This is a genomic window from Streptomyces sp. NPDC058307 (genome assembly GCF_042880295.1).
GTDB lineage: Bacteria > Actinomycetota > Actinomycetes > Streptomycetales > Streptomycetaceae > Streptomyces.
On sequence record NZ_JBHVYZ010000018.1, the window covers coordinates 1 to 23796 of the forward strand.

The window sequence follows — 23796 nt, forward strand, 5'->3', positions numbered from 1 at the left end:
ACCTCGCCCACGCCTACCGCGACTGGCTCCAAGCCGCTTGACAGGCAATAGGAGCCTCAGTGACCCACTCGCCGCCGTGACCGCTGTGACCCCTGAGGACACACGGGGGTGCCGGGGCCGGGCGGGTCGCGACCGCCGCATACCATCGACCCGAGACCTTCCGCACGGCAGGCGCGGAAGACGCTTCGAACGAGGGGACATCGTGGACGAGAGCGGCGGGAGCGGGCAGCCGCGGTCCGGCACGGACCGGCCGGCCAGGCCCCACGCAGGGCCCACGGCCCAGACCACCGACCCCACGGCCCCCGACCCGCACGAGAACGGGACCCCGGCCGCCGCCCCGCCCACCAGCGCCCCCACCGAGGCCCCGAAGGCCCCGAACGCCAAGAGTGCAAGCGACGACGCCGCCCAGGCGCCCCCCACCCCCGCGCCCGCCGACGTCGCGGCCTCCGAGAGTGAGATCGGCACCGGAGACGGCGAGCAGCAGCCCGCCCCCGACGACCATGCCGACGCGACGCCCCCGGCCCCCGCCGACCCGCGCGAACCCAAAGCACCCCACGACCCCCACACCACCGACGACCACCGCACCCTCGCCCACTCCGGTGCGCCACCCAAGAGCCCCCCGCCCCAGTCCCCCCAGCCCCGCGGCGGACTCCTGATGGGCCGTCCCTTCGGTGTGCCCGTCTACGTCGCCCCCAGCTGGTTCCTCGTCGCCGCGCTCATCACCTGGGTGTTCGGCGGCCAACTGGACCGCGTACTGCCGGAACTCGGCGCCGCCCGCTACCTCGTCTCCCTCTTCTTCGCGGTCGCCTTCTACGCCTCCGTCCTCGTCCACGAACTGGCCCACACCGTCGCGGCCCTCCGCTTCAAACTTCCCGTGCGCCGCATCCAGCTCCAGTTCTTCGGCGGCGTCTCCGAGATCGAGAAGGAGGCCGAGACCCCCGGCCGCGAGTTCGTGCTCGCCTTCGTCGGCCCGCTGCTCTCCCTGATCCTCGCCGGCCTCTTCTACGTCGCCATGCAGCCCGTCGAACCCGGCACGGTCCCCGGCGTCCTGCTCGCCGGCCTGATGGTCTCCAACCTCATCGTGGCCGCCTTCAACCTCCTGCCCGGCCTCCCCCTCGACGGCGGCCGCATGCTCCGCGCCGTCGTATGGAAGATCACCGGCAGGCCCATGACCGGCACCATCGCCGCCGCCTGGGTCGGCCGCGCCCTCGCCGTCTGCGTCCTCATCGGCCTCCCGTTGCTCACCCAGTCCGGAGCCCTCGGCTCCTCCGCCGAGGACAACGTCGGCATGGACACCGTCATGGACGCCCTGCTCGCCGCCATCCTCGCCGCGATCATCTGGACCGGCGCCGGCAACAGCCTGCGCATGGCCCGCCTGCGCGAACACCTCCCCGACCTGCGCGCCCGCACCCTCACCCGCCGCGCCGTCCCCGTCGAGACCGACACCCCCCTCTCCGAGGCCCTGCGCCGCGCCAACGACGCCGGCGCCCGCGCCCTGGTCGTCGTCGACGCCGACGGCACCCCCCTCTCCCTCGTCCGCGAGGCCGCCATCGTCGGCGTACCCGAACACCGCCGCCCCTGGGTCGCTGTCAGCGGCCTCGCCCAGGACCTCACCGACGGCATGCGCGTCTCCGCCGAACTCGCCGGCGAGGACCTGCTGGACACCCTCCGCGCAACCCCCGCCACCGAATACCTCGTCGTCGAGGACACCGGAGAGATCTACGGCGTCCTGTCCGCGGCCGACGTGGAACGCGCCTTCGTGAAGGCCATGGCCAGACCCTCCTGATGGTCAGCAGCCCCTCCGCGGACCGGTAGGCTGTTCACATGTCCGAACCGACCGGTGCCGCCCGCAGGCGCGGGCCCTTCAAGGTCGGGGACCAGGTTCAGCTGACCGACCCCAAGGGCCGCCACTACACGTTCACGCTCGAAGAGGGAAAGAACTTCCACACCCACAAGGGTTCCTTCCCGCACGACGAGCTGATCGGCGCACCCGAGGGCAGCGTTGTCCGCACCACCGGTAACGTCGCCTACCTCGCGCTGCGCCCCCTGCTCCCCGACTACGTCCTGTCCATGCCCCGCGGCGCCGCCGTGGTCTACCCCAAGGACGCGGGGCAGATCCTCGCCTTCGCCGACATCTTCCCAGGCGCCCGCGTCGTGGAGGCAGGCGTCGGCTCCGGCTCGCTCAGCAGCTTCCTGCTGCGCGCCATCGGCGACCAGGGCATGCTGCACAGCTACGAGCGCCGCGAGGACTTCGCCGACATCGCCCGGCAGAACGTCGAGCGCTACTTCGGCGGCCCGCACCCCGCCTGGCAGCTCACCGTCGGCGACCTCCAGGACAACCTCTCCGACGCCGACGTGGACCGCGTCATCCTCGACATGCTCGCCCCCTGGGAATGCCTGGAAGCCGTCTCCAAGGCACTCGTGCCCGGCGGCATCCTGTGCTGCTACGTGGCGACCACCACCCAGCTCGCCCGCACCGTCGAGTCCATCCGCGAGATCGGTTCCTTCAACGAGCCGACCTCCTGGGAGTCGATGATCCGCAACTGGCACGTCGAGGGCCTGGCCGTCCGCCCGGACCACCGCATGATCGGCCACACCGGCTTCCTCCTCACCGCCCGCCGCCTCGCCGACGGCGTCGAGCCCCCCATGCGCCGCCGCCGCCCCGCCAAGGGCGCCTACGGCGAGGACTACACCGGCCCCAACGCCGACGGAGGCTCCGGCCGCTAGGGCCGCCCCGTACCGCAGTCAACGTACAGGCGTCGGGGAGGAGTTCCCGCAGACCAGCAGAACTCCACCCCGGCACCTTCGTGTTGAGGGAGCGGCAGAAACCGCCGCAGAGCAACCGGGACAAGTACCCACCCCGCCGTTCCCCACCCCTGTGACGTGTGGCACCATGCTGGCCACCCCCCCCACCGGCACAGCCCTCACAGGAGACGCTCCGAGTGCAGCAATCCGCCGTCCCGGAACTGGCACACACCCACACCCGCCCGATCCACTGGCTCGCCACCGCCACCGCCGTGGCGGCAGTCGTGGCCCTCTCCTCGGTCCTGCAGCCCAGCCCCGCCACCGCGGCACAGGCAGCCGGCCCTGAAGCCAGACCCGCCCCGGTGGTCACGACGGCGCCCGACCCGGCAGACGTCCACTTCCCGATCGACTGCGGCCCCGTCAAGGCGAAAGTGCAGAAGCGGGTCTCCGGAGACCTCGACGACGACGGACGGCCGGAAACAGTCGTCGTGGTGCACTGCGACGCCCCCATGGGCACCCCGCCCGACGCCGTCTACGTCATCACACACGCGAAGGACACCGGTGAACCCCGGGTCGTCGCCACCCTGCTGAGCCCGAAGACCCGCAACACCGTCACCGACTTCACACTGAGCGACGGCGCCGTCCTCGCGACCCTGCTCGGCTACTCCACGTCCGATGTGCCCAGTTGCTGCCCGGACGTCACGGACAAGGCGAAATGGCAGTGGAAGGACGGCGCATTCGTCCGCTCGACCCCCGCAGGCACGCACACCGTCTGACCGAAGCGATCACATCTGTGAGAAATCAGACAGTCGTCACGCAGGGTGCCATCCCGGTCACTCCGCGTCCGGACCGTAGATCTCGACGCTGTCCGAAACCCGACGTACGTGGATGCACGCACCCGGACACTCCTTCGCCGAGTCGACCACATCGGTGAGAAGCGGCAGCGGTACGGGCGTTGTGGCGCCCTTGTCCTGCAGCAGCTCGTCGTCCGAGCCCTTCACATAGGCCAGACCGTCGATGTCCAGCTCGAACACCTCCGGCGCGTACTGGACACAGATGCCGTCACCGGTACAGAGGTCCTGATCGATCCAGACCTCCAGGGTCTCGCCGCCGGCCCCGACCTCCTGCTGCACTGTCATCTCTCCTGCCGTTTATGCGTCCAGCTGAACGGGAATCCGGCCAGCTCTGACGGGTGTTGAACACTTCGACCCTACCTTCGGCGGCTTTCCAATCTTGTTCGGTGGGTATTCCCCTGGCGTGAGGGAGAGCGCAAGGGTGAAGATCGGACACACCTCGACAGTCTTTGTGATCTAGGGGTTTCAATCGACACCCACCCAGGTAGGGTCTGGAAGCGTCCAGCTCCCCTTGGAGGAGGTGAGGACCGTGGCAGCCCACGACGACGACATGAACCGCGGCATCCGCCCGGGACGAGGGTCCGACGACCCGTCCGGGCAGATTGCCTACCTTGAGCAGGAGATCGCCGTCCTGCGACGCAAGCTCGCCGACTCTCCGCGACACACGAGGATTCTCGAAGAGCGGATCGTCGAGCTGCAGACCAACCTGGCCGGCGTGTCCGCCCAGAACGAGCGACTCGCCAACACGCTCCGTGAGGCCCGCGACCAGATCGTGGCCCTCAAGGAGGAGGTCGACCGGCTCGCACAGCCACCGGCCGGCTTCGGCGTCTTCCTCGAAGCGAACGAGGACGGCACCGCCGACATCTTCACCGGCGGCCGCAAACTGCGAGTGAACGTCAGCCCCAGCGTCGAACTCGAAGAGCTCCGGCGCGGCCAGGAAGTGATGCTCAACGAAGCTCTCAACGTGGTCGAGGCCATGGAATACGAGAGCGTCGGCGACATCGTCACCCTCAAGGAGATCCTCGAGGACGGCCAGCGCGCCCTCGTGCAGGGGCACACCGACGAGGAACGGGTGGTCCGGCTCGCCGAGCCACTGATGGACGTCACCATCCGCCCCGGCGACGCCCTGCTCCTCGAACCACGCTCCGGCTACGTCTACGAAGTCGTGCCCAAGAGCGAGGTCGAGGAACTCGTCCTCGAAGAAGTCCCCGACATCGGCTACGAACAGATCGGCGGACTCGGCGGCCAGATCGAGGCCATCCGAGACGCCGTAGAGCTCCCCTACCTCTACCCGGACCTGTTCAAGGAGCACGAACTGCGCCCGCCCAAGGGCGTCCTGCTCTACGGGCCCCCCGGATGCGGAAAGACACTCATCGCCAAGGCCGTCGCCAACTCGCTGGCCAAAAAGGTCGCCGAAGTCACCGGCCAGGCCACCGGCAAGAGCTTCTTCCTCAACATCAAGGGCCCCGAACTCCTCAACAAGTACGTCGGCGAGACCGAGCGGCAGATCCGCCTCGTCTTCCAGCGTGCGAGGGAGAAGGCCAGCGAGGGCACCCCCGTCATCGTCTTCTTCGACGAGATGGAATCCCTCTTCCGCACCCGCGGCTCCGGTGTCAGCTCGGACGTGGAGAACACCATCGTCCCCCAGCTGCTCGCCGAGATCGACGGCGTGGAAGGCCTGCAGAACGTGGTCGTGATCGGCGCCTCCAACCGTGAGGACATGATCGACCCCGCCATCCTGCGCCCCGGCCGCCTGGACGTGAAGATCAAGATCGAGCGTCCCGACGCCGAGGCCGCCAAGGACATCTTCGCCAAGTACCTCACCGAGCGCCTCCCGCTGCACTCCGACGACGTCGGCGAGCACGGCGGCAGCAAGGCCACCACCGTCCAGAGCATGATCCAGACGGCCGTGGAACACATGTACGCCGAATCCGAGGAAAACCGCTTCCTGGAAGTCACCTATGCCAACGGCGACAAGGAAGTCCTCTACTTCAAGGACTTCAACTCCGGCGCCATGATCGAGAACATCGTCGGCCGCGCCAAGAAAATGGCGATCAAGGACTTCCTCGACCACAACGCCAAGGGTCTCCGCGTCTCCCACCTCCTCCAGGCCTGCGTGGACGAGTTCAAGGAGAACGAAGACCTGCCCAACACCACCAACCCGGACGACTGGGCCCGCATCTCCGGCAAGAAGGGCGAGCGGATCGTCTACATCCGCACGCTCATCACCGGCAAGCAGGGCGCCGACACCGGACGCTCCATCGACACGGTGGCCAATACCGGTCAGTACCTGTAAAGACAGGGCGGCTGCGGGTGCCCTCACCGGGGTACCCGCAGCCGACTGTTTTTCAGGCAACCAACCGGACCAAAGGCGAGCAAGGCAATGACGCAAATGATCTCCCCACCAGCGCAGAGGCGTTCTAGGCTCTTCGGTACCGCCGAGTCGCGCAGTGCGGGGACGGGCACCGCACACGCACCGGAGCGCCAGCGGTACTTGAGCGCCGCCCCCGACCGAGGGCGCCGCCGGGCAAGGAGGGCCGCATGACCGTACGGCGAGTAATGGGCATCGAGACGGAGTACGGGATCTCCGTCCCCGGCCACCCCAACGCCAATGCCATGCTCACCTCATCCCAGATCGTCAACGCCTACGCGGCGGCGATGCACCGGGCCCGCCGGGCCCGCTGGGACTTCGAGGAGGAGAATCCGCTGCGGGACGCGCGGGGCTTCGACCTCGCCCGCGAAGCCGCCGACTCCAGCCAGCTCACCGACGAGGACATCGGCCTCGCCAACGTCATCCTCACCAACGGCGCACGGCTCTACGTCGACCACGCACACCCCGAATACAGCGCCCCCGAGGTCACCAACCCCCGCGACGCCGTCCTCTGGGACAAGGCCGGCGAACGCATCATGGCCGAGGCCGCCGAACGAGCCGCACAGCTTCCCGGCGCCCAGCCCATCCACCTCTACAAGAACAACACCGACAACAAGGGCGCCTCCTACGGCACACACGAGAACTACCTGATGAAGCGGGAAACCCCCTTCTCGGACATCGTGCGCCACCTCACGCCCTTCTTCGTCTCCCGCCAGGTCTTCGCAGGCGCCGGGCGCGTCGGCATCGGCCAGGACGGCCACGAACACGGCTTCCAGCTCAGCCAGCGCGCCGACTACTTCGAGGTCGAGGTCGGCCTGGAAACCACCCTCAAGCGCCCCATCATCAACACCCGCGACGAGCCCCACGCCGACGCCGAGAAGTACCGCCGCCTCCACGTGATCATCGGCGACGCCAACCTCTCGGAGATCTCCACCTACCTCAAGCTCGGCACCACGGCCCTGGTCCTGTCGATGATCGAGGACGGCTTCATCGCCGTCGACCTGGCCGTGGACCAGCCGGTCCGCACCCTCCACCAGGTCTCCCACGACCCGACGCTCCAACGCCTGGTCACCCTCCGTAGCGGCCGCACACTCACCGCGGTCCAGCTCCAGATGGAGTACTACGAGCTCTCCCGCAAGTACGTCGAAGAACGCTACGGCGCCGACGCGGACGACCAGACCAAAGACATTCTGGCCCGCTGGGAGGACACCCTCAACCGCCTCGAGAACAACCCCATGAGCCTCGCCGGCGAACTCGACTGGGTCGCCAAGCGAGAACTCATGGAGGGCTACCGGCGCCGCGACGACCTCGACTGGGACGCCGCGAAACTCCACCTCCTGGACCTCCAGTACGCCGACGTGCGCGCCGACAAGGGCCTCTACAACCGGCTCGCGGCCCGCGGCCGCATTAAGCGCCTCCTCGACGAGAACGAGGTCGAGCGAGCCCGTACGAAGCCCCCCGAGGACACCCGCGCCTACTTCCGAGGCCGCTGCCTGGAGCAGTACGCCGACGACGTCGCCGCGGCCTCCTGGGACTCCGTGATCTTCGACCTCCCGGGCCGGGATTCGCTCCAGCGCGTCCCAACCCTCGAACCGCTTCGCGGAACGCGAAATCACGTCAAGGAGCTCCTGGACCGCTGTCGCACGGCAGAAGACCTGGTCAGGGTCCTGTCGGGCAACTGAACCGATACCCGGGCCGGGTCGTCCCGCAGGGTGGAAAACCCGGCCAGAGGGAATCATCGAGATGGCCCCCGTACGTTGTAAGAACTACGGGGCCGATGTCAGACCCTGCTTGTAGGGTCTGATCAAGAACGTCGAACCGAGCGGGGTGAGGGGTTATGGCGACCAAGGACACCGGCGGCGGACAGCAGAAGGCCACGCGCAACACCGAGGAGGTCGAGGAGCAGACTGCGGAGACGCAGGGTTCCGAGGACCTGAAGGAGCGCCAGGAGAAGCTGAGCGACGACGTCGACTCGGTTCTGGACGAAATCGATGATGTGCTCGAAGAGAATGCGGAGGACTTCGTGAGGTCATTTGTCCAGAAGGGTGGGGAGTAGCGGTAAATGTCCGAATTGGGTGCCGAGAAGCGATGCTCGGCATGCAAGCGGACTCTCCCTACCAGCGCGTTCGCGGCTAACAGGTCGAAGCTCGACAGGCTTCAGGACCGTTGCCGCGAATGCGGGGCAGATGCCTACCGCCGTGGTCGGGAGGCTCAGGGCAAGAAGGTCCGTCGAGTGGATGTGCCCGAAGGGCACAAACACTGCCTGGGGTGCGACGAAGTCAAACAGTGGAGTGAGTGGCACAGGAACGCGTCGGCCTCCGACGGCTTGTCGACGCGCTGCAAGACGTGCCGAGCTGTCGCCGGGCGTGAGCGGCACCTGAAGCGCCACTACGGCCTCACCGAAGCCGAGCGTGACGAGATGGTCGCCTCTCAGATGGGGCTCTGCGTGATCTGTCTGAAGGCTCCTGCCGTTCATGTGGATCATTGCCACAAGACGGGTAGGGTCCGAGGCGTACTGTGCTTCAACTGCAATTCGGCCATCGGCAAGTTGGGAGACGATCCCGACGCCGTCCGTCGGGCCGCCGCTTACCTGGAAGGAATCGCGTGGAAGCCAACACTCGTAGCACCGGGCGTCTACCAGCTGCCTTCCTGACGCCTGGGTCGTCGTCCTTCATGGACTTCCTGTCCGAGCACCAGCCGGAGATGCTGCCGGGGAACCGGCAGCTGCCGCCCATGCAGGGTGTGATCGAGGCGCCGCACGGCACCACGATCGTGGCGGTCACCTTCCCCGGTGGTGTCGTGCTCGCCGGTGACCGTCGCGCCACGATGGGCAACGTCATCGCCCAGCGGGACATCGAGAAGGTGTTCCCGGCCGACGAGTACTCGGCCGTCGGGATCGCCGGCACCGCCGGTCTCGCCGTGGAGATGGTGAAGCTGTTCCAGTTGGAGCTGGAGCACTTCGAAAAGGTCGAGGGCGCCCAGCTGTCGCTGGAGGGCAAGGCGAACCGGCTGTCCACGATGATCCGTTCCAACCTCGGCATGGCGATGCAGGGGCTGGCCGTGGTGCCGCTGTTCGCGGGGTACGACGTGGACCGCGGCAGGGGTCGGATCTTCTCCTACGACGTCACCGGCGGCCGTTCCGAGGAGCACAATTTCGCCGCCACGGGTTCCGGTTCGGTCTTCGCGCGCGGTGCCATGAAGAAGTTCTTCCACGGCTCTCTGAGCGAGGCCGAGGCCACGATGCTCGTGGTGCAGGCCCTGTACGACGCGGCCGACGACGACTCGGCGACCGGTGGTCCCGATGTCGCCCGCCGGATCTATCCGATCGTGACCGTGATCACCGAGGACGGCTTCCGCCGGCTCACCGACGACGAGTCCTCCGAGATCGCCCGTTCGATTCTCGAGCGGCGGCTGGAGCAGCCCGACGGCCCGCGGGCCGCGCTGCTGTAGGCGCCGCCCGTCTTGTTCAAGGTGATCGCAGTGACTTCCACAGAAAGGGACGGATAACCGGTGTCGACGCCGTTCTATGTCTCCCCCCAGCAGGCCATGGCCGACCGGGCGGAGTACGCCCGCAAGGGCATCGCCCGTGGTCGCAGCCTGGTCGTGCTGCAGTATGCCGACGGCATCGTGTTCGTCGGCGAGAATCCGTCCCGTGCGCTGCACAAGTTCAGCGAGATCTATGACCGGATCGGCTTCGCGGCCGCCGGCAAGTACAACGAGTACGAGAACCTGCGGATCGGTGGCGTCCGGTACGCCGATCTTCGTGGTTACACCTATGACCGTGATGACGTGACTGCCCGTGGTCTCGCCAATGTGTATGCCCAGACGTTGGGCACGATTTTCTCTTCGGCCGGTGAGAAGCCGTACGAGGTGGAGCTGGTCGTTGCGGAGGTGGGTGACACTCCGGACGGTGACCAGATCTACCGGCTGCCGCATGACGGTTCCATCGTGGACGAGCACGGCTCGGTGGCGGTGGGCGGCAACGCGGAGACGATCAGCAGTTATCTGGATCAGCGTCACCAGGACGGTATGAGTCTGGCGGAGGCGTTGAAGCTGGCTGTGCAGGCGTTGTCGCGTGACACGAACGGCAGTGAGCGGGAGATTCCGGCGGAGCGGCTGGAGGTCGCGGTGCTGGACCGTACGCGTCCGCAGCAGCGCAAGTTCAAGCGCATCGTGGGGCGTCAGCTGGGCCGGTTGCTGGAGGCCGGTGGTGCGTCCACCGAGGCGGAGAGTTCGGATGAGGCGGAGGGTGCCGAGGACGAGTAGTCCCGGCGGGTTGCGCCCGATCGTCACCCCTTCTGTGCCCCGGCCGATCATCAGGCCGGGGCACAGGGCGTTTCAGGAGGCGTTGGGGGGCGCTGTGGAGCCTCGTACGACCAACTTGACGGGGATGTCTCCGGCCGGTGGTGTGCGGCCCTCCAGGACGGCCAGGAGGGCTTCCATGCCTCGTTCGCCGAACAGTTCGGCGTCCAGTCGTACGGTCGTGAGTTCGGGGTCGATGGCGGTGGCGAGGGCGAGGTCGTCGAGGCCGGTGACGGAGATGTCGTCGGGGACGCGCAGTCCGAGTCGTCGTACGGCCTTGTAGGCGCCGGCGGCGAGTTTGTCGTCGTCGCAGATCAGGGCGGTGGGCCGGAGGCCGGGTGTGGCGAGGGCGGCCTCGGTGGCGGTCAGGGCGCCGTCGATGGAGATGGGGGCGTGGGCGGTGCGGAGGGTGGTGCCGGGGACCGTGTGGAGTTGTGCGGCCAGTTCGCGGGCGCGGACTTCGAAGGTCCAGGAGGGGATGTCGGCGGCGAGGTGCAGGAAGCGGCGGTGGCCGAGGTCCAGGAGGTGGGTGGCGACCTGGCGGATGCCGTCGGCGATGTCGAGGTTGACGGTGGCGGCGCCGAGGCTGCCGGAGGGGTCGCTGTCGAGCATGACGAGGGGGAGTTGGTCGCCGCGGATGGCGGTGAGGGCGTCGGCGGCCATGGAGGAGGCGATGACGCCGTCGAGGGCGGCCTGGGAGGAGGCGAAGGGGTCGCGGGCGGGGCCGATGCCTTCGGGGGAGGGGTAGAGGACGACGCCGAAGCCGTGGTCGGCGGCGACGCGTGCGGCGCCGGTGTAGACGCCGGCGAAGAACTCGGTGGTGAGGGCGGGGACGACGAGGAGGACGGTGCGGGTGTGGCCGAGGCGGAGGTTGCGGGCGGCGAGGTTGGGGCGGTAGCCGAGGTCGCGGGCGGCTTCCCGGACGCGTTCGGCGGTGGTTTCGGAGACGCGGCCGCGCCATTTGTCGCCGAGGACGAGGGAGACGGCGGCCTGGGACACTCCGGCCGCCTGTGCGACGTCGCGGCTGGTCGGTCGCGTGCTGCTGCGTGCCACCGTGGGTCCGCTCCTTCGTCTGGACGTCCGAACAGCGCACATGGTACGTATGGGAGTCGACGTTATACGTATGACTTGGAGGCGGGACATGGCCGCGGGATACCTGGAGATCCTCAGGGCGAGGCACGCGGCGCGCCTGCTGACGGGGACGCTGGTGGGCCGGCTGCCGAACGCCACCGCGGCGATCGCGATCGTGCTGTTCGTCCGGGCGCAGGGCGGTACGTACAGCCTCGCCGGGGCTCTCGCGGCCGTGTACGGGGTCGCCAACGCCGTGGGGCAGCCGGTGCTCGGGCGGCTCGTCGATCTTCACGGCCAGCCTCGGGTGCAGCTCCCGTCCGCCGTGCTGTCGGCCCTCGCGATGGCCGTCTTCGCCTTCACCGGCACGGATCCGCTTCCGCTCGCCTACGTGGCCGTGGCGGCCGCGGGGCTCTTCACGCCGCCGCTGGAGGGCGGGCTTCGGGCGCTGTGGCCGAGCGTGCTGCGCCGGGAGGACCAGGTGCACACGGCGTACGCCATGGACGCGGTGGCGCAGGAAGTCATGTTCACCGTGGGGCCGTTGCTGGTGACGCTGTGCGTGTCGCTGTGGTCGGCGCAGGCGGCGCTGGTGGTGCTGAACGTCATCGGGGTCCTCGGGGCGCTCTCGGTCGTGGTGTCGCCGCCCTCGCGCGCGTGGCGCTCCGGTCCGCGTGAGGCGCACTGGCTCGGGGCGCTGCGCTCGCCCGGACTGCTGGTGCTGCTCGCCGCGTTCCTGTTCGTGGGGATCGCGCTCGGGTCCATCACGGTCGCCTCCGTGCCGTACGCGGACGAGCACGGCGGGAACGCGGTGTACGGCTGGCTGATGGCCGGGATCGGTCTGGGGGCCCTGGTGGGTGGCACGGTGTACGGCGCGCGGCAGTGGGCCGGTGAGCCCGCGCGGCGACTCCAGGTGCTGGTGGGCTTCCTGGCGGTGTGTTACCTGCCGCTGACGCTGATGCCGGGGGCGGTGGCCATGACACTGCTGCTGGTGCTCGCGGGGGTGTTCCTGGCGCCCGTGATCGCGTGCGCGTTCGTCCTGGTCGACCGGCACGCGCCGGCCGGGACGGTGACGGAGGCCTTCTCCTGGATCGTGACGACGTTCACGGTGGGCGCCTCGGTCGGAACGGGGCTCGCGGGACCGGTCGTCGAGGGTGGTGGGGCCGTGTGGGGCTTCGCGGTGCCGGGTGTGGCGGGGGGTGTGTCGCTGCTGGTTCTGCTGGTCACGGGAGGCGTCCTCACGGCTCCCGCGGGAGGGGCGGTGGTTGCGGCTTCATCGGAAAATGATCCAAACCGTGCTGCCGAACCCCGTTTCAGCTCGGGGGATCGGGCGTAATGTTCACTCATGGACCGCCGCATTTTCGGGCTGGAGAACGAGTACGGCGTCACGTGTACGTTCAGGGGACAGCGACGCCTGTCTCCCGACGAGGTGGCGCGGTACCTCTTCCGCCGTGTCGTGTCATGGGGCCGCAGCAGTAATGTCTTTCTGCGAAACGGCGCACGCCTCTATCTCGACGTGGGTTCACATCCGGAATACGCGACACCCGAATGTGACAACGTGACCGAACTGGTCACCCACGACAAAGCGGGCGAGCGCATTCTCGAAGGACTCCTGGTGGACGCCGAACGACGCCTGCACGAGGAAGGAATCGCGGGCGACGTCTACCTCTTCAAGAACAACACGGACTCGGCCGGCAACTCCTACGGCTGTCACGAGAACTATCTCGTGGCCCGCCACGGGGAGTTCTCCCGGCTCGCGGACATTCTCATTCCGTTCCTGGTCACGAGGCAGCTTCTCTGTGGTGCCGGCAAGGTGCTGCAGACCCCGCGGGGCGCGGTGTACTGCGTCAGTCAGCGGGCCGAGCACATCTGGGAGGGCGTCTCCTCGGCCACGACCCGTTCCCGGCCGATCATCAACACCCGCGACGAACCGCACGCCGACGCCGAGCGCTACCGCCGCCTGCACGTGATCGTGGGCGACTCGAACATGTCCGAGACGACCATGCTGCTGAAGGTCGGCGCGACCGACCTGGTGCTGCGCATGATCGAGGCGGGCACCGTGATGCGTGATCTGACCCTGGAGAACCCGATCCGGGCGATCCGCGAGGTCAGCCATGACATCACCGGTCGGCGCAAGGTGCGTCTGGCCAGTGGCCGGGAGGCCTCCGCGCTGGAGGTGCAGCGCGAGTACTACGAGAAGGCCGTGGACTTCGTGGAGCGCCGCGGTGTCCGCACGGGCACCGTCGACCAGGTCCTGGAGCTGTGGGGCCGGACGCTGGACGCGATCGAGGCGGAGGACCTCGACCGGATCGGCACCGAGATCGACTGGGTCATGAAGTACAAGCTCATCGAGCGGTACCGGGCCAAGCACAACATGACCATGTCCCACCCGCGGGTCGCGCAGATAGACCTCGCGTATCACGACATCCACCGCCGTCGTGGGCTGTACTACATTCTGGAGAGGAAGGGGCAGGCCGCCCGTATCTGCAACGACTTGAAGATCTTCGAGGGCAAGTCCGTTCCGCCGCAGACCACTCGGGCCCGGCTGCGCGGTGACTTCATCCGCAGGGCGCAGGAACAGCGCCGGGACTTCACCGTCGACTGGGTCCACCTCAAGCTCAACGACCAGGCGCAGCGCACGGTGTTGTGCAAGGACCCGTTCCGATCGGTCGACGACCGGGTGGAGAAACTGATCGCCGGAATGTGAGCAATGCGTTCCGCGTGAGTGCCGGAACGCAACACGGGCGCCGTACGTTTCCCGTACGGCGCCCTTCTCACGCCGTAGAGTTGCGCGCACGCCATCAACAAGATCGACCGATTACGAGGCTCTCACAGTGCGCCGACGCTCCCTTCTCATTGCCGTTCCCGCAGGACTGGCCACACTCGCCGCATGCGGTGACGACAAGTCCGACTCGAGCAAGGCGAGCGACAGCGCGTCACCCTCGGCGTCGTCCTCGGCCTCGCCGGCGCCGCCGCCGCCGAAGATCGTCGACGGTCCGCTGCCGGCGATCACGGCGGGCGCGAAGTTCGGTGACAAGCCGACGGTCGCCAAGGGCAGCGGTGATCCGTCCGACCAACTCGCGGTGAAGACGGTCGTCGCGGGTGGTGGGAAGGTCGTCGCGGAGGGCGACTTCATCCTGGCGAACTACCTGGGGCAGCTCTGGGACACCGCGAAGGTCCTCGACAGCACCTACGACCGTAAGACGCCGGCGTTTGCCGAGATCGCCCAGGGCAAGACCATGGAGGGCTGGCGCTACGCGTTGACGGGCAAGAAGGCCGGCAGCCGGGTGGAGTTCTCGGTGCCGCCGGCCTGGGGGTTCGGCAAGGCGGGTAACCCGCAGGTGGGCGTCAAGAGCACCGACACGATGGTGTTCGTGTTCGACATCGAGGACACGTTCGGTCCCAAGAGCTCCGCCAAGGGCAAGAAGGTCGCGCAGAGCGACGCCGCTCTGCCCAAGGTCGGCACCAACACCGACGGCAAGGCCCCGTCGATCGAGATCCCCAAGGCGGACGCGCCGGCCAAGCTGGTGTCGGAGTACGTCATCGAGGGCGACGGCGACAAGGTCGCGGCCGACAGCACGCTGCTCGTGCAGTACAAGGGCGTGGTGTGGGACAGCGGCAAGGAGTTCGACTCGACGTACAAGCGGGGGCAGCTGGCGTCGTTCTCGCTGCAGCAGGTCGTCAAGGGCTGGGCGCAGGGTCTGACGGGCAAGAAGGTGGGCAGCCGGGTGCTGATCTCCATCCCGCCGAAGCTGGGTTACGGCGACAACCCGCCCGCGGGCAGCGGGATCGAGAAGGACTCCACGCTGGTCTTCACCGTGGACATCCTCGCCAAGATGTGACGCACGGCGGACATGCGCGCAGGTCTTCGCGGCGGGGATGTAAGACTGGTCCCTGTTGCCTTTCCGTGAACAAGCAGGAGCGAGTGACGTGAGCATCGACAAGCCCGAGATCGACTTTCCGGGCGGCGAGCCCCCGGCGGACCTGGAGATCAAGGACATCTGGGAGGGCGACGGCGAGGTTGCGCAGGCCGGCCAGACCGTCACCGTCCACTACGTGGGCGTGGCCTTCAGCACCGGTGAGGAGTTCGACGCCAGCTGGAACCGTGGTCAGCCGTTCCGCTTCCCGCTGGGTGGCGGCCGGGTCATCAAGGGCTGGGACCAGGGCGTGCAGGGCATGAAGGTCGGCGGCCGTCGTCAGCTGACCATCCCGGCCCACCTGGCCTACGGCAACCAGAGCCCCACTCCGGCGATCAAGCCCGGTGAGACCCTGATCTTCGTGGTCGACCTGCTCGGCGTCTGATCGTCGTACCGGAGTCGCCACAGGAGTCGTAAAAGATCGGGTCGGGGTCTGATCGTCGTACGACATCCGACCGGACCTGATCGACCAGGGCCCATGCCTGTCCGGGCATGGGCCCTCGGCTTTTGCCCTGCTCCTTCGGGGCGGTACGGTCATCGTCCGTAAGCACCATAGGGAGGCGAAGGGCGTCGATGGCCATTGCCAAGGCCGAGCGGCTGATGAACCTGGCGCTGTGTCTGCTCGGGACGCGACGGCCGCTGAGCAAGCGTGAGCTCAGGGAGTCCATCGAGGCCTACCTGGAAGCCAATTCCGACGACTCCTTCAACCGGATGTTCGAGCGCGACAAGGATGATCTGCGTGAACTCGGGCTCGTGATCGAGACCGTTGAGAACCTGGACGGCGAAGTCGGCTATCTCGCCCGTCGGGACAGCAACCGGCTGCCGCCCATCACCCTCGACGCCGAGGAGGCCGCCGCCCTGGGCCTGGCCGCCAAGGTGTGGCAGCAGGCCCGGCTCGCCGGCGCGGCCAGCGGCGCGCTGCAGAAACTGCGTGCCGCGGGGCTGCCCGAGGACGTCGACCCGTACGAGGCGCACGGTGCCCTGGAGCCGCGCATCCCGGTGCACGAGGCCTCCTTCGAGCCGCTGATGCTCGCCTGCCGCGACCGTCGCCCGGTCGTCTTCGACTACCGCAAGGCCACCGCGGCCCGCCCTGAGCCGCGCCATGTCGAGCCGTGGGCGCTGGAGTGCTGGCGCGGCCACTGGTACCTGGCCGGATTCGACCGTGACCGGGGTGCCGAGCGGGTGTTCCGGCTCTCCCGGATCACCGGCAAGGTGCGCTCGCGCGGCGCCCGGTTCACGGCCCCGGTCCCCGACGTCGTCACCGTCCGCGAGACCGTGGCGAGCTGGGCGGGGGAGACCGCCGACCGCAGCGCGCTGATCCGGCTGCGCACGGGCGCCGGGTACCCCTTGCGGGCGAAGGCCACCTCGGTGCGGGAACTGGGCGACGGCTGGGACGAGTTGGAGATTCCGTACGGCCACGGTCTGGATGCCTGGCTGGTGGAGTTCGGTCCGGACGTGGTGGTCCTGGAGCCCGCCGAGTTGCGGGCCGACGTGGTGGACCGGCTGCGTGCCGTGGCCAAGGGCTGAGGGGGAACGGAAGACAACTGTGGCAGGCAAACCGGTCAGGCCCACGAACGCCATCGACCAGACCCGGCGGATGCTCTCGCTGGTGACCTATCTGAAGGAGCGTCCCGGAGCGCGGGTCGAGGACGTGGCCCGCGCCTTCGGGATCACCGAGGACGAGCTGGTCTCCGACCTCGATGTGCTGCCCATGTGCGGCACCAGTTTCCGCGGCGGTGATCTGCTCGACATCGACACCGACGGCGAGCGGATCTGGTGGCACAACCCCGCCGCCCTCGGCGAGGAGACGGCCGAGCCGCTGCGGCTCGCCGCCGACGAGGCGACCGCGCTGCTGGTGGCCGCCCGCGCGGTCTCCACGCTGCCCGGCCTCAGGGAGAGCGACCGGCAGGCGCTGCTGCGGGCCACCGCCAAGGTGGAGACTGCGGCCGGTGAGGCCGCCGGTGCCAGCGCGCGTCTTTCGGTGACCTTCGAGTCCGAGGGCGGGGTCTTCGCGGACGTCGACCGGGCCATCTCCGAGCGCCGGCGGCTGTGGATCCGCTACTACTCGCCGGCCCGTGACGAGCTCACCGAGCGTGAGATCGACCCGATCCGCCTGGTCAGCGTGGGGCACACCTATGTCGAGGCATGGTGCCGCCGTTCCGAGGCGCGGCGCACCTTCCGGCTGGACCGGGTCGCCGAGATCAAGATCCTCGACGAGCCGTCCGCGCCGCCCGAGGTCGAGCTCAGGGACCTGTCGGAGGGGCTCGTGCAGCCCGCGGCCGAGGATCCCGAGGTGGTCGTCGAGGTCGGCCCCGGCGGACGTTGGGTCGCCGAGTACTACCCGCACGACAGCGCGGATGAGCTGTCCGACGGCGGGCTGCGTATTACCCTGCGCACCCCGGACCCGGCATCGCTGCGCAGGCTGGCGCTCCGGCTCGGCCGCGACGGCCGGATCGTCTCGCCGAGCGACCTCGCCGACAGCGCCCGCGAGGCGGCCCGCGAGGCCCTGGCGGCCTACGACGGGGTCGAGGCGCAGGGCGCGCACGCGGCCGACGCGGGGCGCGAGGGGCAGGACGAGGGTCGGTACGACAGGCAGGAGCAGGGGCTTTGAGCGAGTCGGCGACGTCCGGTGCGGGTATGACGGTGGCTGCCGCCTTCGCGGGGATGAGAAGCGCGGCTCCGGTGACCTTCAGGGCCAGCTGCCCGGACTGCCGGGAGCGGTTCGAGCTGGCCGCCGCCGCGCTGCGCCTGGCCATCGGCGCGACCAGCCGCGCCACCTTCTACTCCTTCACCTGCCCCGAGTGCGGCGCGGCCGTCCGCAAGCCCGCCGGTGAACGGATCGTGGAGCTGCTGACCGGCGGCGGGGTCCGTACGCTGCGGCTGCACTCCACCCTCTAGGCTCGGTGCCATGTTCTGGCCGATGTTCGCGGTAGCTGTGGGTTTCGTGGGTCTCGCCGTCCTCGGTGTGCTCGCCGTGCGGGTCTTCCTGGAGGCACAGCGCCTCGGGCGCCAGGTCACCGACTCGGCGCGGCGCATCAACCGGGCCGCGGAGGATCTGGAGCGGGCGGCGGTGAGCACGGCCCGTTCCGTGGACTCACTGTGAGTGCTGCTGAGAGTCGGGTGTGAGTCGCGCGCCGGATGCGTTTTGGGCCACTTCGCCCTGTCACCGGGGCGGGGTCGGCAGGTACGCTGCTGGTCGCGGTCCGGATAACGAGGCTCGGCCGCGAACCGGGAGTACGCACAGGGATTGCCAGGCGTTCACCCCTGGGCGTTACGATCGCTGTCAACACGACTGATCGGACAGCTGTCCGACCGGTCGGACAGCACCCCACAAGCCGCCTCGGTGAGAAGGTAAAGACTTATGTTCGGAAGGCTCGGCGCCCCCGAGATCATTCTCATCCTCGTCGTCATCGTCCTGCTGTTCGGGGCGAAGAAGCTTCCCGACATGGCGCGCTCGCTCGGCAAGTCCGCTCGCATCCTCAAGAGCGAGGCCAAGGCGATGAAGGAAGAGGGCGGCAGCACGGCCACTCCGGCCGGTCCGCCCACCACCGACGAGCAGAGCCCGTCCCAGCGCACCATCCAGGCCGCCCCCGGCGACGTGACCAGCTCGCGCCCGGTCAGCGAGCCGACGGACACGACCAAGCGCTGACGCGGGGCCGGTGACCTCCGGCCCGCCCGCACGAGATGGGAACGTGGGTTGCTGAAGTCTGCCCGCAAAGAGGAGAGGGATCCCGAGGGGCGGATGCCTCTCGCGGATCACCTTCGTGAGCTCCGCAACCGGCTTGCGAAGGCCTTGCTGGCCATCGTCCTCGTGACGATCGTCGCCGCCTTCTTCTACGACGACATCATCAACTTCATGACGAAGCCGATCCTGGATTCGATCGGTTGCCAGAAGAGTTTCGCGGAGCTCGCCAAGGCGTCCTCGTCGGACGCGACGCAGAAGTGCGCCCGGATCACCATGAACGGCCTGCTCGCGCCCTTCACGCTGGCCCTGCAGGTCTCGTTGACGGCCGGTGTCGTCCTGGCCTCGCCGGTCTGGCTGTACCAGCTCTGGGCGTTCGTCGCCCCGGGTCTGCACCGGCACGAGAAGAAGTACGCGTACGCGTTCGTCTTCACCGGTGCCCCGCTGTTCATGGGCGGTGCCTACTTCGCGTACTCGGTGCTTCCCACCACCGCGAAGGTGCTGATCGACTTCACGCCGAGCGGCAGCATCGACAACCTGCTGCCCCTCGATGACCTGCTGCAGCTCGTCACGCGCATGGTGATCGTCTTCGGTCTCTCCTTCGAACTGCCGCTGCTGCTGGTCTTCCTCAACCTCACCGGCATGATCACCGGCAAGCGGATGCTCGGCTGGTGGCGGGGCATGATCATGGGCATCACCGTGTTCGCCGCCGTGGCGACGCCGAGCACGGACCCGCTGAGCATGCTCGCGCTGGCCGGCCCGATCTGGGTGCTGTACTTCTTCGCGGTGGTCTTCTCCCTGGTCAACGACAAGCGTCGGCGCCGCCGGGAGGCCGAGGGCCCCGCCGACGACGAGGCATCCGACCTGGATCTCACGCCCGAGGACATCGGCGAGGTCGAGACCGTCGCCGCGAGCCGGGCGCTGCCCGAGTCTTCCGGCACGGACCGGGTCAACGGTTATGACGACGTGACCTGACGACCGGGAAGCGGCTCGTAAGGTCACTTGCGTGACCAGCGAGATCACCCTCTTCGTCAACCCCACCGCGGGCCGCGGCCGGGGCGCCCACGCGGCGCAGCCGGCCGCTTCCGCGTTGCGGGCGGCGGGCTTCGCCGTGCGGACCGTGCTCGGCGAGGACGCCGCCGACGCCCTCGCACGCGCGCGTGCCGCCGTCACGGACGGCACCGGCGCCCTGATCGCCGTCGGCGGCGACGGCATGGCCAACCTCGCCCTGCAGGCCGTCGCCGGCACCGCCACCCCCTTCGGGCTGGTCGCCGTCGGCACCGGCAACGACTTCGCCCGCGCACTGGGGCTGCCGGTGCGCGATCCCGCCGCCGCGGGCCGGCTGATCGCCGGGGCGCTCAAGGAGGGCCGCCTCCACGACGTCGACCTGGGCCGGGTCGGTGACCGCTGGTTCGCCACGGTCCTCGCCTCCGGCTTCGACTCCCGCGTCAACGACCGCGGCAACCGCATGAGATGGCCCGCGGGCCGCCTCAAGTACGACCTCGCGATGCTCGCCGAACTGGCCGCCTTCCGGCCCGTCCCGTACCGGATCACACTCGACGACGGCCTGGTCCGCGAGGTCGAGGCGACGCTGGTGGCCGTCGGCAACGGATCGTCGTACGGCGGCGGCATGCGGATCTGCCCGGGCGCGGATCTCACCGAGGCTGTTCGACATCACCGTGGTCGGCGCCTGCAGCCGTACGACCCTGCTGCGGGTCTTCCCACGCGTGTACCGGGGCACCCACGTCGACCATCCCGTGGTCACCGTGGTGAGGGCCGCTCAGGTCGAGATCGCCGCCGACGGCGTCACGGGGTACGCGGACGGCGAGCCGCTCGGGCCGCTGCCGCTGAAGGCGCGCTGTGTGCGCGGGGCGGTGTCCGTGGTGGGCCCTTGAACTGCGTGAAGGGCAGGTTTCGCGGGCTCCGATCCGGATAATGATCGTCCTGTTGTCAGTGCCGCCGGGTACGCTCGAAAGCACGATGACAGAGGACCTCTCACCGGCCGAGCGGTACGCGGCAGCCCGCCTGCGGGCAGCCGAGCAGGCCACCGCGCTCGCGGGCTTCCGCGAGATGTACGACTTCGGTCTCGACCCCTTCCAGATCGAGGCCTGCAAGGCTCTCGAGGCCGGGAAGGGCGTGCTGGTGGCCGCCCCCACCGGCTCCGGCAAGACGATCGTCGGCGAGTTCGCCGTCCACCTCGCCCTCCAGCAGGGCAAGAAGTGCTTCTACACCACCCCCATCAAGGCCCTGTCCAACCAGAAGTACGCCGACCTGAGCCGCCGTTACGGCGCCGACAAGGTCGGCCTGCTCACCGGGGACAACAGCGTCAACTCCGACGCCCCCGTGGTCGTGATGACCACCGAGGTCCTGCGGAACATGCTGTACGCGGGCTCGCAGACCCTCCTCGGCCTCGGATACGTGGTCATGGACGAGGTGCACTACCTCTCCGACCGCTTCCGGGGCGCCGTATGGGAAGAGGTGATCATCCACCTCCCCGAGTCCGTCACCCTGGTGTCGCTGTCGGCGACCGTGTCCAACGCCGAGGAGTTCGGCGACTGGCTCGACACCGTCCGCGGCGACACCCAGGTGATCGTCTCCGAGCACCGGCCCGTGCCGCTGTTCCAGCACGTGCTCGCCGGGCGGCGGATGTACGACCTGTTCGAGGAGGGCGAGGGCAACAAGAAGGCCGTCAACCCCGATCTCGTGCGACTGGCCCGGATGGAGGCCCAGCGGCCGTCGTACCAGGACCGCAGACGCGGCCGGGCGATGCGCGAGGCCGACCGGGAGCGCGAGCGGCGGCAGCGGTCGAAGGTGTGGACGCCGAGCCGGCCCGAGGTCATCGAGCGCCTCGACGCCGAGGGTCTGCTGCCCGCCATCACGTTCATCTTCAGCCGCGCCGCGTGCGAGGCGGCCGTACAGCAGTGCCTGTACGCGGGGCTGCGGCTGAACGACGACGAGGCGCGGGGCAGGGTGCGCGCCCTCGTCGAGGAGCGCACCGCGTCCATTCCGCACGAGGACCTCCATGTCCTCGGGTACTACGAGTGGCTGGAGGGCCTGGAGCGCGGTATCGCGGCCCACCACGCGGGCATGCTGCCGACCTTCAAGGAGGTCGTCGAGGAGCTGTTCGTCCGGGGCCTGGTCAAGGCCGTGTTCGCCACCGAGACGCTCGCCCTGGGCATCAACATGCCCGCGCGTTCGGTGGTCCTTGAGAAGCTCGTGAAGTGGAACGGCGAGCAGCACGCCGACATCACGCCCGGCGAGTACACCCAGCTGACGGGGCGTGCGGGGCGGCGCGGCATCGACATCGAGGGTCACGCGGTGGTGCTGTGGCAGCGCGGGGGCAGCCCCGAGCACCTGGCGGGACTCGCCGGCACGCGCACGTACCCGCTGCGCTCCAGCTTCAAGCCGTCGTACAACATGGCGGTCAACCTCGTCGAGCAGTTCGGGCGGCACCGCTCGCGTGAGCTGCTGGAGACGTCGTTCGCGCAGTTCCAGGCCGACAAGTCGGTCGTCGGGATCTCCCGGCAGGTGCAGCGCAACGAGGAGGGGCTCGACGGCTACAAGGCCTCCATGACCTGCCACCTCGGCGACTTCGAGGAGTACGCGCGGCTGCGCCGCGAGCTCAAGGACCGGGAGACGGAGCTGGCCCGGCAGGGGGTATCCCAGCGGCGCGCCGAGGCGGCGGTGGCGCTGGAGAAGCTCAAGCCGGGCGATGTCATCCATGTGCCTACGGGCAAGTACGCCGGTCTCGCGCTGGTGCTGGACCCGGGCCTGCCCGCCGGGCGCTCCAACGGCCACCGCGGCTTCGAGCACCACGACGGCCCGCGCCCGCTGGTGCTGACCGCCGAGCGACAGGTCAAGCGGCTCGCGTCGATGGACTTCCCCGTGCCGGTCGAAGCGCTGGACCGGATGCGGATCCCGAAGTCCTTCAACGCGCGCTCACCGCAGTCCCGTCGGGACCTGGCCTCCGCGCTGCGCACCAAGGCCGGGCACATCCCACCGGAGCGGGCCCGTAAGCAGCGTTCCCAGGCGGCCGACGACCGCGAGATCGCCCGGCTGCGCACGGCGATCCGGGCACATCCCTGCCACGGGTGCAACGACCGGGAGGACCACGCCCGTTGGGCCGAGCGCTATCACCGGCTGCTGCGCGACACCACGCAGCTGGAGCGGCGCATCGAGGGCCGTACGAACACCATCGCGCGCACCTTCGACCGGATCGTGGCCCTGCTGACCGAGATGGACTATCTGCGCGGCGACGAGGTCACCGAGCACGGCAAGCGGCTCGCCCGCTTGTACGGCGAGCTCGATCTGCTGGCCAGCGAGTGCCTGCGGGAAGGCGTCTGGGAGGGGCTCGCCCCTGGCGAACTGGCCGCCTGTGTGTCGGCGTTGGTGTACGAGTCCCGGGCGGGCGACGACGCCATGGCGCCCAAGGTGCCGTCCGGCAAGGCGAAGGCCGCGCTGGGGGAGATGGTGCGGATCTGGGGACGGCTGGACGCCCTCGAGGAGGACTTCCGGATCAACCAGACCGAGGGCGTGGGCCAGCGCGAGCCCGACCTCGGCTTCGCCTGGGCCGCCTACATGTGGGCGTCCGGCAAGGGGCTGGACGAGGTGCTGCGGGAGGCGGAGATGCCCGCCGGGGACTTCGTGCGCTGGTGCAAGCAGGTGATCGACGTGCTGGGGCAGATCTCGGCGGCCGCGCCGGTTTCCGGGGGCGAGGGGTCCACGGTCGCGAAGAACGCGCGCAAGGCCGTTGATCTGTTGCTGCGGGGGGTTGTCGCTTACTCGTCGGTGGGGTGAGGGTGCATCGGCGGGTGCGGGGAGTTCGTGGCTGGTCGCGCAGTTCCCCGCGCCCCTGGGTGG

At 69.0% G+C, this 23796-nt stretch carries 22 protein-coding genes and 1 pseudogene; 21 read left to right on the forward strand and 2 right to left on the reverse strand.

The features are described 5' to 3' along the window. Positions 1-202 precede the first annotated feature (202 nt). The 3 genes from ACFVYN_RS15540 to ACFVYN_RS15550 all read left to right on the forward strand — a co-directional run bounded on the left by ACFVYN_RS15540 (position 203) and on the right by ACFVYN_RS15550 (position 3521). Positions 203-1786, forward strand: a complete 1584-nt coding sequence (locus ACFVYN_RS15540; protein WP_389998025.1) for a site-2 protease family protein — start codon at positions 203-205, stop codon at positions 1784-1786. A gap of 38 nt (positions 1787-1824) precedes the next feature. Continuing rightward, entirely contained in the window at positions 1825-2727 is a 903-nt protein-coding gene (locus ACFVYN_RS15545) for a tRNA (adenine-N1)-methyltransferase (protein WP_389998027.1), read from the forward strand. 215 nt (positions 2728-2942) lie between these two features. Continuing rightward, entirely contained in the window at positions 2943-3521 is a 579-nt protein-coding gene (locus ACFVYN_RS15550; RefSeq protein WP_389998029.1) for a hypothetical protein, read from the forward strand. 57 nt (positions 3522-3578) lie between these two features. Here ACFVYN_RS15550 and ACFVYN_RS15555 read toward each other — a convergent pair whose 3' ends face one another. After that, positions 3579-3884: a ferredoxin gene (locus tag ACFVYN_RS15555; RefSeq protein WP_389998031.1), complete on the reverse strand. Its 306-nt coding sequence runs from the start codon at positions 3882-3884 to the stop codon at positions 3579-3581. A gap of 244 nt (positions 3885-4128) precedes the next feature. On the opposite strand from ACFVYN_RS15555, the gene arc reads away from it, so the two are divergent. The 6 genes from arc to prcA all read left to right on the forward strand — a co-directional run bounded on the left by arc (position 4129) and on the right by prcA (position 10236). After that, positions 4129-5895, forward strand: coding sequence for a proteasome ATPase (gene arc / locus ACFVYN_RS15560; RefSeq protein ID WP_062045307.1), 1767 nt, complete (start codon positions 4129-4131; stop codon positions 5893-5895). Positions 5896-6140: 245 nt separating this feature from the next. Then, entirely contained in the window at positions 6141-7652 is a 1512-nt protein-coding gene (gene dop, locus ACFVYN_RS15565; RefSeq protein WP_389998035.1) for a depupylase/deamidase Dop, read from the forward strand. Positions 7653-7807: 155 nt separating this feature from the next. Next, positions 7808-8026: a ubiquitin-like protein Pup gene (locus ACFVYN_RS15570; protein WP_007380863.1), complete on the forward strand. Its 219-nt coding sequence runs from the start codon at positions 7808-7810 to the stop codon at positions 8024-8026. Positions 8027-8032: 6 nt separating this feature from the next. Continuing rightward, a complete protein-coding gene (locus ACFVYN_RS15575; protein WP_306983944.1) occupies positions 8033-8623 on the forward strand; it encodes an endonuclease VII domain-containing protein in 591 nt (196 codons plus the stop codon). Beyond that, a complete protein-coding gene (gene prcB, locus ACFVYN_RS15580; RefSeq protein WP_389998037.1) occupies positions 8575-9420 on the forward strand; it encodes a proteasome subunit beta in 846 nt (281 codons plus the stop codon). The genes ACFVYN_RS15575 and prcB overlap by 49 nt, the downstream gene beginning before the upstream one ends. 60 nt (positions 9421-9480) lie before the next feature. Next, complete coding sequence (gene prcA / locus ACFVYN_RS15585) at positions 9481-10236, forward strand: proteasome subunit alpha (protein ID WP_389998040.1); 756 nt, start codon at positions 9481-9483, stop codon at positions 10234-10236. A gap of 72 nt (positions 10237-10308) precedes the next feature. On the opposite strand, the gene ACFVYN_RS15590 is transcribed toward prcA, so the two are convergent. Further along, the gene (locus tag ACFVYN_RS15590) at positions 10309-11325 is read right to left on the reverse strand and encodes a LacI family DNA-binding transcriptional regulator (protein WP_389998043.1); all 1017 of its coding nucleotides are present in this window, start codon (positions 11323-11325) and stop codon (positions 10309-10311) included. 88 nt (positions 11326-11413) lie between these two features. On the opposite strand from ACFVYN_RS15590, the gene ACFVYN_RS15595 reads away from it, so the two are divergent. The 12 genes and pseudogenes from ACFVYN_RS15595 (at position 11414) to ACFVYN_RS15650 (ending at position 23733) form a co-directional block, all read left to right on the forward strand. Further along, a complete protein-coding gene (locus tag ACFVYN_RS15595; protein ID WP_389998046.1) occupies positions 11414-12673 on the forward strand; it encodes an MFS transporter in 1260 nt (419 codons plus the stop codon). 9 nt (positions 12674-12682) lie between these two features. Next, positions 12683-14044 (forward strand): Pup--protein ligase, encoded by a 1362-nt coding sequence (gene pafA / locus ACFVYN_RS15600; RefSeq protein ID WP_389998049.1) that lies wholly within the window; start codon positions 12683-12685, stop codon positions 14042-14044. A gap of 127 nt (positions 14045-14171) precedes the next feature. Further along, complete coding sequence (locus ACFVYN_RS15605) at positions 14172-15179, forward strand: FKBP-type peptidyl-prolyl cis-trans isomerase (protein WP_389998052.1); 1008 nt, start codon at positions 14172-14174, stop codon at positions 15177-15179. Between the two features lie 88 nt (positions 15180-15267). Continuing rightward, entirely contained in the window at positions 15268-15639 is a 372-nt protein-coding gene (locus tag ACFVYN_RS15610; RefSeq protein WP_020117713.1) for an FKBP-type peptidyl-prolyl cis-trans isomerase, read from the forward strand. Positions 15640-15827: 188 nt separating this feature from the next. Further along, a complete protein-coding gene (locus ACFVYN_RS15615) occupies positions 15828-16781 on the forward strand; it encodes a YafY family protein (RefSeq protein ID WP_053850558.1) in 954 nt (317 codons plus the stop codon). 19 nt (positions 16782-16800) lie between these two features. After that, a complete protein-coding gene (locus ACFVYN_RS15620) occupies positions 16801-17865 on the forward strand; it encodes a helix-turn-helix transcriptional regulator (protein ID WP_389998054.1) in 1065 nt (354 codons plus the stop codon). Continuing rightward, positions 17862-18152 carry a hypothetical protein gene (locus tag ACFVYN_RS15625; RefSeq protein WP_266526305.1) on the forward strand — a complete coding sequence of 97 codons (291 nt, stop codon included), beginning with the start codon at positions 17862-17864 and terminating at the stop codon, positions 18150-18152. Before ACFVYN_RS15620 ends, ACFVYN_RS15625 begins: the two co-directional genes overlap by 4 nt. A 10-nt stretch (positions 18153-18162) precedes the next feature. Next, positions 18163-18357: a hypothetical protein gene (locus tag ACFVYN_RS15630; protein ID WP_164428310.1), complete on the forward strand. Its 195-nt coding sequence runs from the start codon at positions 18163-18165 to the stop codon at positions 18355-18357. A gap of 258 nt (positions 18358-18615) precedes the next feature. After that, positions 18616-18903 carry a Sec-independent protein translocase subunit TatA gene (gene tatA / locus ACFVYN_RS15635; RefSeq protein ID WP_389998058.1) on the forward strand — a complete coding sequence of 96 codons (288 nt, stop codon included), beginning with the start codon at positions 18616-18618 and terminating at the stop codon, positions 18901-18903. Positions 18904-18951: 48 nt separating this feature from the next. Further along, a complete protein-coding gene (tatC, locus tag ACFVYN_RS15640) occupies positions 18952-19911 on the forward strand; it encodes a twin-arginine translocase subunit TatC (protein ID WP_389998061.1) in 960 nt (319 codons plus the stop codon). Between the two features lie 31 nt (positions 19912-19942). Beyond that, positions 19943-20831: pseudogene (locus ACFVYN_RS15645) on the forward strand (diacylglycerol kinase). A 40-nt stretch (positions 20832-20871) separates the two neighbouring features. Further along, positions 20872-23733, forward strand: a complete 2862-nt coding sequence (locus tag ACFVYN_RS15650; RefSeq protein ID WP_389998064.1) for a DEAD/DEAH box helicase — start codon at positions 20872-20874, stop codon at positions 23731-23733. Positions 23734-23796: the final 63 nt, after the last annotated feature.